The following is a 13,890-nucleotide window of genomic DNA, read 5'->3' as shown; positions in this document are numbered from 1 at the left end:
CGGTGCGTCGACAGCGTTCGCTGTTCGTGAAGTGTCCGGATGAATCGGTTGGTATACGACGAGCCGATCCGGACGACGCACTCAGTGCCAACTCGGTCTCTGACTGTGTCGTGAGCTTAGGTGTGACTGTCTGGTGAAATGGTCCGCATGCGATCGGCTGAAGACCTCCACGTTTGGTCGATGGACGCGTGATCCGAGCGCCGTTGCCGTCATGAGCAGACGGCCTGCCCGTCACTCCCCACGTGCCACCCGAGAGCCGCGGCGCGGAAGGACGGCGAAATGAACCGGATCGGCGGCAAGCTGCCGCTGGACGGTCTCTCACTCTTGCACAAGCAACTACAGGAACTCGTGGTAGTGCTCACTGTCGCGTCCGGTCCGGCCGACGTGCGGATGTTGCTGGGACGGCTCGCCGGCACGGCGATCAGCCTGGAGCAACTGCTGGCGACCGAGGATCCGGTGATCCTCGACTGCCTGCGGGCAGCCTTCGTGCACGCGGCCTGGGACCGGACCGACGAACTGCGTGGTGATCTTCTCGATGCGTCCCGCCATCTGTTCGTCCTGCTCAAGTGCAGGGAGGGCTCCTGATGGTGCAGGAGAAACACGCCGCTAGGCGGGACTTCCCGTCCCCTCCCGGCCCGGTCAACGTCACCACCGGGCCATTCCGGCGGGTCTCCGTCAGCTTGAAAAGTTCGGCGTTCCTGCCGACGAAGGTCGTCAACTCCGCCGGAATCCGCCACGTTACGCCGAATGCCCTTGCCAGGCTCATCCTGATTCCTTTTTGTTGTTTAGATCTCCGTTCGTGGGGCGAACCCATTCCAGTCCGAGGCGGAATAGTCATGTTCCGACGACGTTCGACCGCGCGCAACTCGTGACCGGGGCCGAAGTCCCATGTGCGGGTGAACGATTCGTTTCGCTGGGTAGCAGGGAGCCCGCTGGATAACCATCAGGATATGGATCGCAACTCTAATTGCATTGCGCCGGTCTTGCCTGTCGAGAAGGCTTGACGGCAAAGTAACGCCGTTCCCCCGATGGTGGATCGCGCACTGCCTCAGTAGCGCCCCGCGCTCACGGAAATGATGAGAGTTCATGAAAGAAGTGACCGGCCGATTCGACCTGGACAGCTGGGACGAGGACGTATACGACGAGCGAGAAGGCGTTCGCCTTCTGCGCGTACGGAACACCAAGACCTTCCAAGGAGGAATTCAAGGTGTCAGCGAAGCGAACCTGCTTCAAGTGCTGGCTCACAATGGCTCGGTCTCGTATGTTGGAATGGAGCGAGTGCGGGCCAAAATCGATGATCGAGAGGGTGACTTCGTACTGCGCCACTCCGCGTACGGGAATGCCGGAGGTGGACTCGCGATCATCGAGGTGGTCGCGGACTCGGCCGGTGGCGACCTGAACGGGCTCAAGGCGATGATGGACATCAAGCGTTCGCCCGAGGGTGAACACACCTACGTCTTCAACTATGAGCTGTGACGACCGCTGTTCGTTACGTCGTGACAAATTCTGGCTCCCGGTCGTGTCAGTCTGGTGACAGCTTTCCGGATACGAGGCAGGGTTGCGATGTATGGCCGGGCTTCCCTCGTGTGAGAGCCCGCGTTGACAGACCACGGTGAAGCCCGCGGCTGGCGGGCCGCGCTGGCGGTCGAGGACTTCCGGGCACTGTGGATCGCCGAGATGGTGGCTTCAGCGGGTGAACAACTCGCGAGGGTGGCGATGGCCGTGCTCGTACTGGCACGTACGGGTTCGGGGTCGCTTGCCGGGCTGACCTACGCATTGACGTTCCTGCCCGCGGTGGCGGGCCCGCTCATCGCGGGCGTCGCCGATCGCTACTCGCGGCGTGCCGTGCTGGTGATCGGAGATCTGGCGCGTGCGGCGCTGGCCGGTCTCATGGCCGTCCCCGGGCTGCCGTTGCCACTGTCGCTCGGATTGCTGCTGGGTCTGCAACTGATGGCGATACCGGCGAAGGCGGCCCGGGGAGCCATGCTGCCCGACATCCTTCCGGGAGACCTGCTGGTCACGGGCCAGTCGGTGAGGCTTGTGACGCAGCAGATCTCACAGATCGCGGGCTTCGTTCTGGGAGGCGCATTGAGCGGCATCGCGCCCGAGGCGGCCTTGGCGACGTACGCGATCTGCTGTGTGGGTTCCGCGGCCGTCATCGCCCGATACGTGGGCGCTTGGTCGCCTCCGGAGGCGACCCGCCGCGGCTACTGGGGGTCGAGCTGGGACGTAGTCCGTGTCATCTGGGGGCATGCCGGGTTACGGGTGCTCGCCTTGCTCGCCTCCCTTCTCGGGGTGACTGTGGTGCCGGAGGGTCTCGCGGCCGCCTATGTCGCCGAGATGGGCGGCGAGTCCTGGCAGGCGGGTCTGTTGATGGCCGCTGATCCCGCCGGGATGGCTCTCGGCGCCTACTTGCTGGGCAGCCGGCTCATCTCCGCCGAAAGGCGGCTCGCGTCGATGGGACCGCTAGCCGCCGCGGGAGGACTTCCGCTTCTGGTGTGCCTCGCCCGTCCGGGCCTGGTCGTGTCAGCCGTGATGTTCATGCTGGCCGGAGCGTGCACCGCGTATCTGGTCGTTGTCGGTGCAACGTTCAGCCGACTCGTCCCGGTCACTTCACGGGGGCAATGCATGGGGCTCTTCAACTCGCTGCTGGCCGGCTCGACCGGGGTCGCCGTTCTCGCCGCGAGCGCTTTGGCGTCGTTGGTGGGACCGGCGGTGAGCATCGCCGCGGCCGGCGCGTTCATCGTGACGGCCGGTTTGGTGGCGACCGTGCTCTGGCGCCGAGTGCCCCTGTCAACGGTGACGGAACCGAAGTCCACAGTCGGCTGACGCTCAAGCTGGATATTATTCTTGACGACCGAAGTCTGGGGAGTGCGAATGTCACCGACGTGCGCAGTCAATTGAGTTGCGCAGATGTCTGGTGGGTCATTGGAGTAACCTGTGGTCATGACAGGTGATGTCGGGGATCGATCGGCTCCCACCGTGCACCAATTAAGAATGTTTCTCGTACTCGCCGAAGAGCTGCATTTCGGCCGGGCGGCGGCGCGGTTGTACATGAGCCAGCCCGCGCTGAGCCGTCAGCTGAGCGCGCTGGAACGCCGGCTCGGTGTCGAGCTGGTCTCCCGTACGAGCCGATCGACCTCGATCACAGCGGCCGGTCTCGCCATCCTGCCGGACGCTCGCATGGTGGTCCACGCGGTGCGCAGACTGCAGCGTTTGGCAGGGGAGCATACTCGCGGTCTGGCGGGCCGGGTAGTGATCGGCACGGTCGGCGCGGAGGCGACGATGGCGCACACCGTGGCGATCCTCGATGAGGTGCGCAGGCGTCACCCCGCCCTCGAACTTGACGTCCGACTGCTGGGCCTGGGTGAGCAATATCTGAGTCTGAGCACCGGCGAAGCGGATCTGGTGTTCTGCCGCCCGCCTGCCGCGGAGGACATCCGGACGCTTCACCTCAACAGTGAGCCTCGAGTCATTTGTGTGGCGACGGACGATCCGCTGGCCGATAGGGGCAGTGTGCGGCTCGTCGATCTGGACGACCGGGTCGTGGCGTCGTTTCCGGCTGAATGCCCCAAGGTCTGGCGCGACTTCTGGGCGGCGGATCCGCGTCCGAGTGGGGTGCCCGTCCGATATGGACCCGTCGTCTCCGACGTCGAGTCCCTGTTCGCGCTGGTCGCGCGGGGTGGAACGATCGGTTTTCAACCCTCGGCGGCTCGGAATTTCTTTCCGCGACCAGGAATCAAGTATCTCGACGTTGTCGACTTGAGTCCGTGCACTTCCGCACTGGCCTGGCATGTCTCGGCGGAGAACCGGCCGGTCGTCATTGCTGTTCGCCAGGCCGCGCTCGCCGTCTGGCGAGCGAACGAGTGACTTTGACTCTGGTCTCCTAGCGGCGAGGACGGGCCCGCGACCGGCTGGTTCGTTCGCAAGTGCACATGCTTTCTAGTATTGCGGGAGCCGGGTGTACTCGGTCGAACGATATCCTGCACTACACCCTCTGGTGCTTCTCCAATGTGATGATATCCGAAACGTCATCGGTTGGCTGGCCTCTTGCATCGTTTGTCCCCCGGAAACTCCACGCCTTTGCCGGCTGTGGAGGTAGGTTGTGAATTACGACGTTCGGTGCACCGGAATCTGGCCCGCGTCGCTGAGAGCTGATGGACACTGGGGGTAGTCAACGTGGCGAACATGAGAGTGAAGGCTATTCATATTCTGTGTGTCGACGGCCGGTTTCGATCGGAGACTAGCTGTCTGGAGTACTTCGAAACGGCGACTGCTCATCTCCCTGGATAGTGCCGTTTCGAGCGGCGGCCCCGGCGACTCTCCCCTTCACGGTCTCCGGGGCCGCATCTTTATCGACCGAATTTCGATGGTCGCAGATACCTTGTGTGTGTCCCGTAGGGGCGCATGTTTGACAGGAATGAAAGTCGCTCAACGTCGTCAGAGGAACGCGATGCACCAACCGCCGGGGAGGGGGCAGAACACTGTCTTCGTCTCCGTTGTCATTTTCGCCGCAGTGCATTGGTTCTGTTCGTACTCTACGTGACGTCACGGATCGTGAAGTTGCCGACCTGATCGGCGCCGAGGCAAATCCGACGGTGCGGCCGGTTTTGGCCGGTGATGACGTGGGGATGACTTCGTGTTGTTTCGTAGCTCTCAAGGGCGTCGGCAATCACGTGACCGGAAATGTCCATCCAGGTCAGGGTGTTCGGCGCTACCACCGCGGGACTACTACGCGAAGGTCCCCGACCATGTGCATGGTTCAGCCCTTGGGTGGGTTGCGGGACCTGGCAAGCCGGGCGGCAGTGGAGCTGAGCGGATACACCGCGGTCGTCATCGTCAGCCAGGATGGAAGAAGGTTCACCTTCGTGCAGTACGAAGGGTCCGAGAAGGGCATTTTCGTGACGGAGTCAAGCGCTATCGGCGAGGATAGTGACCTGCGAACGAAAATCGCGAAGTTCAAGTGAAGTATCCAGTGAGCGGTGACGATATTCAGCGCCATTCTTTTTCTGATGTCTAGGTGTGATCAGGTGGCCTTTGGCGTCGACTTTTGACGGATATCCTCGTCGCTGGACGAATCTTGATTAGTTGATTTCTGGGTCCTGCCCGGCTTCGGCAGGCACGGGACCGCTGGGGGATGAGGCAGAGATGGACCATTGGACCGCGCCAACGGTGCACCAGCTACGCATCTTTCTCGTGCTGGCCGAAGAGCTGCACTTCGGTCGAGCGGCCACGAGGATGTTCATGAGCCAGCCGGCGTTGAGCCGGCAGTTCAACGCTTTGGAACAACGTCTCGGAATCGAACTCATCATCCGTACCAGTCGCACGGTGAAGTTGACGGCGGCGGGTAAGGCGCTACTCGCCGAGGCGCAGTCGATCGTCACTGCGACGCAGGTTCTTCACCGTGTCGCGACCGAATACACCCGAGCGGCGACGGGGAAAGTGGTCGTGGGCACGATCGGTGCCGAGGCTGCGATGGAGCATACTCGCCGGGTGCTGGCCGAAGCAGTGGAGCAGCATCCCGATCTGCAGATCGAGGTTCGGCTGCTGAACGTAACTGAGCATTTCCAAAGTCTCTATACCGGCGAGGTGGACGTTGTCTTCTGCCGGCCGCCGGCGCCCGAGCAGATTCAGACGCATCATCTGGCGACTGAACCTCGTATCGTGTGCCTGCCGGCGGATGATCCGCTCGCAAGCAGACGCGAGGTGTCGCTCGCGGAGCTGCGGGATCGGGTGATGATCGACTATCCTGCCGAATGCCCGTCGGCATGGAGAAACTTTTGGACCGTGGACCCACGTCCGGATGGCTCTCCGGTCAAGTACGGGCCGGTCGTTCGGGATGTCGAGTCGCTGTTGGCCACGGTGGCGCAGGGCAGGGCCATCGCGTTCCTGCCGGCGTCGGTGAGAAGATTCTTTCCGCGGCCGGGCATCGTGTTCCTCGACGTCGCGGACATTCCTCCTTGTACCTCGGCGCTCGCCTGGCACGTCAATGGCAGCCAACGCCCCACGGTCATGGCAATCCGTCAAGCAGCAGAGCAGATGTATCCGACCAGCTTCTGAGCGGGTTGGGTCAGTCGACCGTAACCAAGGTCTCACGTCTGCCGGATCGCCGGATGAAGAGCGAAACAACGGCGAGGGTGAATGGGGACGAGTAGAACCAAGGCGAGTGCTCCCAGCGCGCTTGTGGACACGAGGCACGAACCCAGTGCCACTTCCAGTCGGTGTGGCGGCGTACTGGATGGAGAAGCCTTCACCGCGTGAGTCCTTCGAGATGGATGCGGACTCAGAAAGTCTCGAGCTCCGAAGCTTTTACGGCATAGAGCTTTTGGGAGCATCGGAGAGTGCAGACTATGCCGAAGCTTCCTTGGGTTCGATTCGCGGGAAGAGCGGCACCGTCTTGGTGAGTGGTAGCCGCAGTTGGCAGCGACAATCTGGCATGATCGGTCAGATTCGGCCGAGCCTCGATAGTCTGCCTGCTACCGGGGGTCAGGCTCGCGTCATGACTCTGCGCGAAATCATCGAGCTGCGGGCAGTTGCTGGTACTGGCTGACGGCTATGCGACAGGTCGTACCTCAGGTCGTGAAATTCTGGTTCGAGCGAGCCGCCCAGGGCACTTCAGCGGGCCTGGGAAGTATTTTTGCGAAATACGGGAGGCTGCGGGCGGTACGCCGTGAACAGCCAAGGACCGCGTGATCACGGCGGCGGGTTCTGCCCCATCACTGGTCCGGAGCCGGGACCGCGGGACTTTCGCGATCGCCGAAAGAGGGCCATGAGCGGGCTGTCCTCCTCGATGAGGAGACGGTGATGCCGGTCGAGTCCTTGTGCTCATGGGCCCGGACCTTGTCCAACGCGGAGTTTGTCGCCCACCACGATGAAGGACTACGGACCGGCGGTGCGGCGGCGAACCGGCACGGCGGAGAACCGAGTGGAACTGTCGTGGTGGGCGGGGAGGGACGCCGGGAGACATCAGGCAGGCGGGGATTCCAGTAGGGCATCGGTCATGGCGAGCAGGCCTGCTCGGACTTCGTCCATCGTCATGCCGCCACCGTCCACGAGCATGTCCACGAACTCCGCGCGCGGGGTGGTCAGGACCGCGTGGGTGATGAAGCGGGCGTCCAAGTCCGGGCGAGCTTCGGCCACTACCGGCGTCATCGCGGAGTGCCAGGCCAGGTACCTCGCGGTGCTCTTGGCGTTGGCGTGGCCGCCTTCCATCGCTCTCAGCAGCGGACGACCGGACACCACGATCACGTCGAAGAGTTCGCCTATGAAGTTCCGGACGCGTTCCGCCGCCGGGCGGTCTGGAGCGCTCAGGCGGGTCAGCGCGCCCGGCTGCCAGTCCTCGGTCAACTGGTCGAACAGGGCCGCGATCAGGCCTTGGCGGTCGCCGAAGTGGCGGAACGGGGTTCCCTTGCCGACGCCCGCCTCCGCCGCGATGTCCTGCATCGACACGTGGTCCACGCCGGTGTCGCAGATCAGCCTGTACGCCGCCGCCAGTACCGCCTGCCTGTTGCGAATCGAGTCCTGGCGTTCGGCACGACGCCTCGTCATTGGGTCGACACGCTCCACCGCCATGTCAGTAGTGTATGTATTCTTAAGTTGACCGATGGTCCGGAATAAGAGTGGACCGTTTGAGGAGGGACGCGAAGATGAAGGCGATCCGGTTTTACGAGCTGGGCGGGCCCGAGGTGCTCAAGCTCGAAGAGGTGCCCGACCCGACGCCGGGTGCGGGCGAGGTGCTGGTACGGGTGTCGGCAGCCGGCATCAGCTATGCCGAGGTGCAGATGCGGTCCGGCGCGATGGGCGCGCACCCGTGGTTCCCCGCGCCGCCGCTGCCGTTCGCGCCAGGCTTCGAGGTAGCGGGCACGGTCGCCGCTGTCGGCGAGGGCGTGGACGAGTCGCTGATCGGCACGCGCGTCGTCGGTGGGGTCGCGAGCGGTGGGTACGCCGAACTCGCGGTGCTCGCGGCCGCGGCGGTGTTGCCGATCCCGGAGGAGCTAGACGACCACAAGGCGCTGGCGCTGTTAGGTCAGGGCACAACCGCGCTCGGCGTGGTCGAGACGGGCGCGCCCCAAGCCGACGAGGTCGTCCTGGTGCTGGCCGCGGCCGGCGGGGTGGGCAGCCTGCTGGTGCAGCTGGCCAAGCGGTCTGGCGCGACGGTTGTGGCCGCAGCCCGGGGTGCGCGCAAGCTCACCCTGACCGAGCAGCTCGGTGCGGACCTGGCAGTGGACTACACCGAGGACGGCTGGGCGGAGAAGGTTCAGGCCGCGGTCGGCCAGGTACACGTGCTGTTCGACCCGGTCGGCGGGGCGGTCAGCCAGGCCGCGTTCGGGCTGCTGGCCATCGGCGTCGGCCGCGCGGTGGTATTCGGGTCGGCCAGTGCCGAACTGCCCGCCTTCACGCCGGTCGACTTCCTCGCGCGCGGCCTGCAGGTGTCCGGCTTCGGGCCGCGGGTATTCGTTGACCCGGCGTACGGCGCTCGGTTGCGCGCGGAGGCGTTCCGATTGGGTGCCGAGGGCGCGCTGAAGCCGGTCGTAGGCGAGGTGTTGCCGTTATCGGCGGCCCCCGCCGCCCACGAGCTGTTCGAGAAGCGCGGTACCACCGGCAAGATCGTGCTGGTGCCGTGAGCGGCGCGGGGTCACCACCTTGCCCGCTAGTGACCCCGCGGCGTACGGCCCCTCGCTGGCCGACTTTCGGCGCTTCGAAGTCGATGTCGTCCTCACTCCGTGACGCACGGTTTCTACCTTCGGACGGCGCCGTGACCTGGATCGATGGCGCGCAGGTCTATGACGTCGGTGTCCCCAGCGATGTGCACTGGACTCAGTCCGCCAGCGTCACCCCGACCGCTGGGCAGCGTGTGCCTCCGGTGTGGCCGCCGGTCATCGGATCGCCTGCCGTTTGGCAGGTGTGGTTCACCGGGTGTTCGCCGCGGTCGGCGAGCCTGACGGCGGTATCCCGGGCGGAGGACGCTATGGAGTTCCGGCATCTCGAATCGTTCCTGGCGCTCGCGGACGAGCTGCATTTCGGGCGGGCCGCGGCGCGGTTACACCTCGCTCAGCCGTCCTTGAGCCAGCAGCTGCAACGGCTGGAGCGCGCCGTAGGTGTCGAGCTGGTGGCGCGGACCTCACATGAGGTGCGGTTGACCGTGGCGGGTCATGTGTTCCGCGAGCACGCGAAGCTGATCATCGCGCAGTTGGAGAAGGCGGCGCACGGTGCCAGGGAAGCGGCCGCGGGCCGGGCGGGTACGGTCAACGTCGGTTACAACTTCCCTGCGGGCCAGCACGTTCTCCCCGCGGTCCTGGCGCGAATGAACACCGAGTACCCCGATGTGACGGTCGCCTTGTGGGAGAGGCGGACTGGCCCTCAGCTCGCGGCGCTGGCGGCCGGTGAGCTGGACGTGGCGCTCGTCTACGGACACCCGGTGTCGTCGCGGTTCCGGTTCCGGCGGCTGCTCCGGGTGCCCATGGTGGCCGTAGTCGGGCACGAGCACGCATGGGCTGGCCGGCAGGAGGTGCCGTTCGCCGAGCTCGCGCATCAGCGCTGCGTACTGTTCGCCCGGGAGCAGTGCCCGGCGATGTACGACGCGATCCTGGGCGCCGCCGAGCAGAGCGGGATCGCACTGAACGTCGCGCATGTGGTCGACGACCCGGGCGCGACCGCGATCGTCGTGTCGGTCCGTGCGCTCGTCGGGTTCGCCTCGGCGACCCGGGGCACGTCCGTCGGGTCGGTTCCAGGCGGTGTGCGGCCGGTGCCGGTGCGCCTGTCCGGGCCGGTGCCTACGGTCGACCTCTACGCGGTGTGGCGCGCGGCTGAGCCGAATCCGCTGGGGGAGACCTTTGTGCGGTGCCTCGACGATGTTCCCTCACTTCCGGACACCGAAACGGCCACGCGGGCTACTTGAGGCCTGAGCGGACGAAGGCGTTCACGATGTGCCGTTGCAGCACCAGATACAGTGCGAACACCGGCAGGCACGCCAGTCCGGCGAGCGCCATCAACGGTCCCCAATCGTCGCCCTCTGTGCCCATGAAGCTCCGCAGTCCCAACTGAAGTACGGCGTTGCTGCGCTGCAAGACCATCGCGGGCCAGAAGTACTCGTTCCAGGCGTTGACGAACAGCAGGATGCCCAGCGCGGCCAGCGCCGGGCGCAGGTTCGGCACCACCACGGTCCACAGTGTCGTCCACGACGAGCGGCCGTCCATTGTGGATGCTTCGAGCAGCTCCTTCGGGAATCCGGCCAGATGCTGGCGCAGCAGGAGAACCCCCAGCGCCGAGCAGAGCGTCGGGATGACCACCCCGGCGAGGGTGTTGAGCAAGCCGAGCTGCGAGAGCAGCACGTAGTTGGGCAGCATCGTGACCTGGAAAGGAACCAGCCAGGTGCCCACGAAGGCCAGGTAGAGCAGCCGGGAGAAGCGGAATCGCCAGGCGGCGAACGCGTAGGCCGCCAGAAGGCCGGTGAGCAGCTGGCCCGCCGCTGTGAGCAGTGCGACGAGCGTCGTGTTTCCCAGGAGTCCCAGTACGTCGACCTTGCGGGCCGCGTCGGTGTAACTCTCCAGCGAGAGTGGCCACGGTAGTGGCGATAGCGAATAGATGTCCCCGGGGCGCCGCAACGAGGTCGCGTACAGCCAGTAGATCGGAAAGATGCAGAGGAGGCCCAGCAGGGCGAGCACTACGTGCCCGCGCACCTGGCGCCAGCGGGAATCGACGGTCTCCATCACCGGCTCCTAGTCGTCATGGAAGGTCAGGCGTTCGGCCAGCCACACCAGCCCGGCCGCGACCAGGCCGAACCCGACGAACAGCAACATCCCCGCCGCCGCACCGAGTCCGGCGTCGTAGCTGTGGAATCCGTAGTCCCACAACAGGTAGTAGACGTTCGTCGTGGCGTCGGCCGGGCCACCCTGGGTGAGGGTGTCGATGAGAGGGAACGTCCACTGCGCCGACAGCAGTACCGTCATCAGTGCGAGGAAGACCAGCGTGGGGGACAGGAGCGGCAGCGTGATCCACCGGGTGACCTGCCCGCGCGACGCACCGTCGAGCTGGGCCGCGTCCGCGTAATCGGGATTGATGCCGGCGAGACCGGCCGACACGACCAGCACCGCGAAACCGAGCACATGCCAGCCGGTGATTCCGATGATCGACAGTTGCGCAGGCCCGGTTTCGTGCAGCCAGTTGACGTCGATGCCGAAGATCCGGTCTACCGCACCACCGCCAGGGTCGAGCAGCCAGCGCCAGACCGCCGCGCTCGCCACCGGTGCGACGAGCATCGGCGCGAAGACCAGAGCCTGGTAGACCACACGGGCCCGGCCACGTACCTGGCGCGTCAGCAGTCCTGCCAGCACCGGGATACCGATCGAGAACGGAAGCAGCCCGAGGATCACCACCACCGTGCGGGTCACCGACTGGCCAAGCTCCGGCAGGTCCAGCAGCCGTTCGTAGTTGGCCCAGCCGACCGGGGTGATCGGGGTCGTGGGCAGAAGGTTCCAGGAGTGGAACGACAGCTGCGCTGTCTGCGCCAGTGGCCGGTAAGTCCACACCACCAGCAGCGCGAGCGCGGGCGCGAGGTAAAGGTACGGCGGGGCGGCGCGAGCGATCCGGCGGGTCAGCGACGGCCGGGGGGAGCTAGGGACCGGCAGCGCGGCGGCCGGAACGGGTATCTCCGCGAACAAGCGGCTCACCCGACCTGTGAGGTGTGCTCGGCGACGAAACGCACTCGCGCGGCCTCGTCCTCGTCGTAGACCGTCACGGCGGCACCGAGTTCGACCGCTGTGGCGACGAAGGCTCCGTCGATCAGGTCGATCCGGCTCAGGCCGCTCGCCGCGGAACCGACCAGCCGCGCGCGGGGCGGTAGCGCCTCGACGCGGTAGGCGAGGGCGGGCGAGACCCAGACCGGAATCCCGGCCAGGGCGCCACATCCGGTGTGGTGCGCGTGTCCGGTGACCACCAGCCGGACATCGCTGCCCGCCATGCTCTCGGCGAGCCGCCCGGCATCCCGCAGGCGTAGAAGATGCACGGTCGGTACCGGTGAGGGCAACGGCGGATGGTGCACGACGAGGACGGTGCCGCGCGGCGCGGGTTCGCTCAGTTCGGCACGCAACCACTCGAGCTGGCCCTCGTCCAAGTGCCCGTCGTGTCTGCCTGGCCGGGTGCTGTCGAGTACGACGATCCGTACGCCGCCGATCTCGTACACCGCGTGGCACGGTCCGGAACCCGATTCACCGAGCAGCTCACTGCGAAAGGCGGCACGATCGTCGTGGTTGCCCATCGCGTAGACGACCGGGACGCCGAGCCGTTCCACCGTGGCCCGCAGCCGGCGGTAGGCCGCCGGGGAGCCGTCGTCGGTGAGGTCTCCGGTGAGCAGGAGCCCGTGCACCTCGGCGCCTGACCGTGTCACCGTGTCCAAAGCGGACTCGAGCACCGTGCCCGTGGCGATGTGCCCGTGCAACCGTTCGCTCTGGCCGGCGAGGATGTGCGGGTCGCTGAGCTGGATCAGGGTCAGCTCCGGCCGGCTCACTTGCCACCGCCCGGCAGCAGCGGGGTGGCCTGCGCTTTCGCCGCGTCGAGCGACGCTCGCGGGTCGGCGCCCTGATACACGGCTTCCTCGACCGCCTCCATCATCCCGTCCCGGATCTGCAGGTAGCTGGTGCCAGGGAAGGAGACCCACGGCTCCATGTTCTTCAGTTGCGCTAGGTTCGGTTTCACCAGCGGGTTCTGCTGGACCCAGTCCCGGAGGCCGGCGGGGTCGTCGGCGAGCCCGGAGCGCAGCGGCAGGTAGCCGATCTTCGTCGCGATCGTGCCGTATGCCTGCTCGCTGGTGAGGAACTTGATCAATTCCCAGCCGGCGCGCTGCTTGGCCGGGTCGGTGGCGAAGACGAACAGCGAGGCACCGGAGTTGGTCGGCACGACCGGTTTTCCGGTGAACGCGGGCATCGGTGCCGATCGCAGGTCCCACTTGCCTTTGGCGCCCTTGACGAACGTCGCCTGCACCGCACTGGTCTCGAGGATCATGCCGATGTCGCCACGTGCGAAGGCCTCATAGCCCTGCTTTTGTGCGAGTTTCGGGCTGGTACCGGTGTCGACGAGGTTCTGTGCCATCTTCACGACATCGACCGCCGGCTGGTCGGCGTAGCTGAGCGATTTTCGGTCCGCTGCGAGGACCTGCCCACCGTTCGAGCGGACGAGACTCTGGAAGCACCAGTCCTTGGCTTCCTTGGTCAGGCAATCCAGATAGACGCCGCCCTTGCCGGTGGTCTTCTTGATCGCGTCGGCCGCGGTCCGCACCTCGTCCCAGGTGGACGGCGGCTTGGCTGGGTCGAGGCCGGCCTGCTGGAACAGGGAGGCGTTGTAGTAGAGCACCGGTGTGGAGAACACGAACGGCACACCGTAGGTCTTGCCGTCCCAGTCGCCGAGCGCGCGGGCGGTCGGCGCGTACGCGTGGGTCGTGCCGGTGAAGTTGGCCTGCACGGCCTCCTTTCCGACGAGATCGTCGAGCGGTTTGGCGCCGAGCTGGTCCACGGTGAAGTCGAGGTCGCTGAAGCCGAGCTGCGCCACGTCCGGAGGGTGTCCGGCCGCGGTCTGGCTTTGGACGCTCGACACGGTGTCGGTGGCCGGGTTCGGGCTGGTGCCCTGTGGCTTCTGCGCGGTCACTTTGATGTTCGGGTGCGCCTGCTGGAACTTCGCGATCAGCTCGGTGAACGTGTCCGTCCAGGCGCCCGCTTGGCCGAAGTTGTAGCTCTCGAACACGATCGACACCTGCTGCCCGGGCTGAAGCTCCGGCACTCTCGTCACCGGGGCGGCCTGGGTGGATGCGGTGTCGCCGAGGCCGCAGCCGGCCGCGCCGAGTGCCAGGGCCACGCTCAGCGCGACACCGGCCTGGAAACGGTTCTTCTGCATGGGAAA

14 protein-coding genes are annotated in these 13,890 nt (G+C 65.8%); 8 read left to right on the top strand and 6 right to left on the bottom strand.

The window, feature by feature from the left end; all coding sequences use genetic code 11:
• Window positions 1-279: 279 nt before the first annotated feature.
• The 4 genes from ACM6LU_RS32950 (at window position 280) to ACM6LU_RS32935 (ending at window position 3,870) form a co-directional block, all read left to right on the top strand.
• Entirely contained in the window at window positions 280-585 is a 306-nt protein-coding gene (locus ACM6LU_RS32950) for a hypothetical protein (protein ID WP_414941729.1), read from the top strand.
• 501 nt (window positions 586-1,086) lie between these two features.
• Window positions 1,087-1,476: a DUF3224 domain-containing protein gene (locus ACM6LU_RS32945; protein ID WP_414941728.1), complete on the top strand. Its 390-nt coding sequence runs from the start codon at window positions 1,087-1,089 to the stop codon at window positions 1,474-1,476.
• 123 nt (window positions 1,477-1,599) lie between these two features.
• On the top strand, window positions 1,600-2,829 hold the full coding sequence (locus ACM6LU_RS32940) for an MFS transporter (protein ID WP_414941727.1): 1,230 nt from the start codon (window positions 1,600-1,602) through the stop codon (window positions 2,827-2,829).
• A 117-nt stretch (window positions 2,830-2,946) separates the two neighbouring features.
• The gene (locus ACM6LU_RS32935) at window positions 2,947-3,870 is read left to right on the top strand and encodes a LysR family transcriptional regulator (RefSeq protein WP_414941726.1); all 924 of its coding nucleotides are present in this window, start codon (window positions 2,947-2,949) and stop codon (window positions 3,868-3,870) included.
• A 668-nt stretch (window positions 3,871-4,538) separates the two neighbouring features.
• Here ACM6LU_RS32935 and ACM6LU_RS32930 read toward each other — a convergent pair.
• On the bottom strand, window positions 4,539-4,694 hold the full coding sequence (locus tag ACM6LU_RS32930; protein WP_414941725.1) for a hypothetical protein: 156 nt from the start codon (window positions 4,692-4,694) through the stop codon (window positions 4,539-4,541).
• Window positions 4,695-4,751: 57 nt separating this feature from the next.
• Here ACM6LU_RS32930 and ACM6LU_RS32925 point away from each other — a divergent pair, with 57 nt between their 5' ends.
• Together ACM6LU_RS32925 and ACM6LU_RS32920 are read left to right on the top strand one after the other, a co-directional pair.
• The gene (locus ACM6LU_RS32925; protein ID WP_414941724.1) at window positions 4,752-4,967 is read left to right on the top strand and encodes a hypothetical protein; all 216 of its coding nucleotides are present in this window, start codon (window positions 4,752-4,754) and stop codon (window positions 4,965-4,967) included.
• Between the two features lie 181 nt (window positions 4,968-5,148).
• Window positions 5,149-6,060 carry a LysR family transcriptional regulator gene (locus ACM6LU_RS32920; protein ID WP_414941723.1) on the top strand — a complete coding sequence of 304 codons (912 nt, stop codon included), beginning with the start codon at window positions 5,149-5,151 and terminating at the stop codon, window positions 6,058-6,060.
• 906 nt (window positions 6,061-6,966) lie between these two features.
• Here the strand turns inward: ACM6LU_RS32920 and ACM6LU_RS32915 are convergent.
• On the bottom strand, window positions 6,967-7,572 hold the full coding sequence (locus ACM6LU_RS32915) for a TetR/AcrR family transcriptional regulator (protein WP_414941722.1): 606 nt from the start codon (window positions 7,570-7,572) through the stop codon (window positions 6,967-6,969).
• A gap of 74 nt (window positions 7,573-7,646) precedes the next feature.
• On the opposite strand from ACM6LU_RS32915, the gene ACM6LU_RS32910 reads away from it, so the two are divergent.
• Together ACM6LU_RS32910 and ACM6LU_RS32905 are read left to right on the top strand one after the other, a co-directional pair.
• Window positions 7,647-8,624, top strand: a complete 978-nt coding sequence (locus ACM6LU_RS32910) for a quinone oxidoreductase family protein (protein WP_414941721.1) — start codon at window positions 7,647-7,649, stop codon at window positions 8,622-8,624.
• Between the two features lie 131 nt (window positions 8,625-8,755).
• A complete protein-coding gene (locus tag ACM6LU_RS32905; RefSeq protein WP_414941720.1) occupies window positions 8,756-9,898 on the top strand; it encodes a LysR family transcriptional regulator in 1,143 nt (380 codons plus the stop codon).
• Here ACM6LU_RS32905 and ACM6LU_RS32900 read toward each other — a convergent pair.
• Genes ACM6LU_RS32900 through ACM6LU_RS32885 form a run of 4 tightly spaced genes read right to left on the bottom strand, consistent with a single transcriptional unit; the run spans window position 9,891 to window position 13,884 of the window.
• Window positions 9,891-10,709 (bottom strand): carbohydrate ABC transporter permease, encoded by an 819-nt coding sequence (locus ACM6LU_RS32900; protein ID WP_414941719.1) that lies wholly within the window; start codon window positions 10,707-10,709, stop codon window positions 9,891-9,893. The genes ACM6LU_RS32905 and ACM6LU_RS32900 overlap by 8 nt on opposite strands.
• Before the next feature lie 9 nt (window positions 10,710-10,718).
• The gene (locus tag ACM6LU_RS32895) at window positions 10,719-11,669 is read right to left on the bottom strand and encodes a carbohydrate ABC transporter permease (protein WP_414941718.1); all 951 of its coding nucleotides are present in this window, start codon (window positions 11,667-11,669) and stop codon (window positions 10,719-10,721) included.
• Entirely contained in the window at window positions 11,666-12,505 is an 840-nt protein-coding gene (locus tag ACM6LU_RS32890) for a metallophosphoesterase family protein (RefSeq protein WP_414941717.1), read from the bottom strand. The genes ACM6LU_RS32895 and ACM6LU_RS32890 overlap by 4 nt, the downstream gene beginning before the upstream one ends.
• Window positions 12,502-13,884, bottom strand: coding sequence for an ABC transporter substrate-binding protein (locus tag ACM6LU_RS32885; RefSeq protein ID WP_414941716.1), 1,383 nt, complete (start codon window positions 13,882-13,884; stop codon window positions 12,502-12,504). Before ACM6LU_RS32885 ends, ACM6LU_RS32890 begins: the two co-directional genes overlap by 4 nt.
• Window positions 13,885-13,890 lie beyond the last annotated feature (6 nt).

Origin of the sequence: Amycolatopsis sp. cmx-11-51 (assembly GCF_047608665.1) — a bacterium.
In the GTDB taxonomy this organism is placed as follows: Bacteria; Actinomycetota; Actinomycetes; order Mycobacteriales; family Pseudonocardiaceae; genus Amycolatopsis.
This window is presented reverse-complemented; position numbering and strand designations above follow the sequence as displayed.

Excerpts from the sequence above, each read along its gene's own strand:
- ACM6LU_RS32935 (WP_414941726.1), top strand. The coding sequence starts at position 2,947 with ATGACAGGTGATGTCGGGGATCGATCGGCTCCCACCGTGCACCAATTA.
- ACM6LU_RS32915 (WP_414941722.1), bottom strand. The coding sequence starts at position 7,572 with ATGGCGGTGGAGCGTGTCGACCCAATGACGAGGCGTCGTGCCGAACGC.
- ACM6LU_RS32930 (WP_414941725.1), bottom strand. The coding sequence starts at position 4,694 with ATGGACATTTCCGGTCACGTGATTGCCGACGCCCTTGAGAGCTACGAA.
- ACM6LU_RS32900 (WP_414941719.1), bottom strand. The coding sequence starts at position 10,709 with ATGGAGACCGTCGATTCCCGCTGGCGCCAGGTGCGCGGGCACGTAGTG.
- ACM6LU_RS32885 (WP_414941716.1), bottom strand. The coding sequence starts at position 13,884 with ATGCAGAAGAACCGTTTCCAGGCCGGTGTCGCGCTGAGCGTGGCCCTG.
- ACM6LU_RS32945 (WP_414941728.1), top strand. The coding sequence starts at position 1,087 with ATGAAAGAAGTGACCGGCCGATTCGACCTGGACAGCTGGGACGAGGAC.
- ACM6LU_RS32910 (WP_414941721.1), top strand. The coding sequence starts at position 7,647 with ATGAAGGCGATCCGGTTTTACGAGCTGGGCGGGCCCGAGGTGCTCAAG.
- ACM6LU_RS32950 (WP_414941729.1), top strand. The coding sequence starts at position 280 with ATGAACCGGATCGGCGGCAAGCTGCCGCTGGACGGTCTCTCACTCTTG.
- ACM6LU_RS32925 (WP_414941724.1), top strand. The coding sequence starts at position 4,752 with ATGTGCATGGTTCAGCCCTTGGGTGGGTTGCGGGACCTGGCAAGCCGG.
- ACM6LU_RS32920 (WP_414941723.1), top strand. The coding sequence starts at position 5,149 with ATGGACCATTGGACCGCGCCAACGGTGCACCAGCTACGCATCTTTCTC.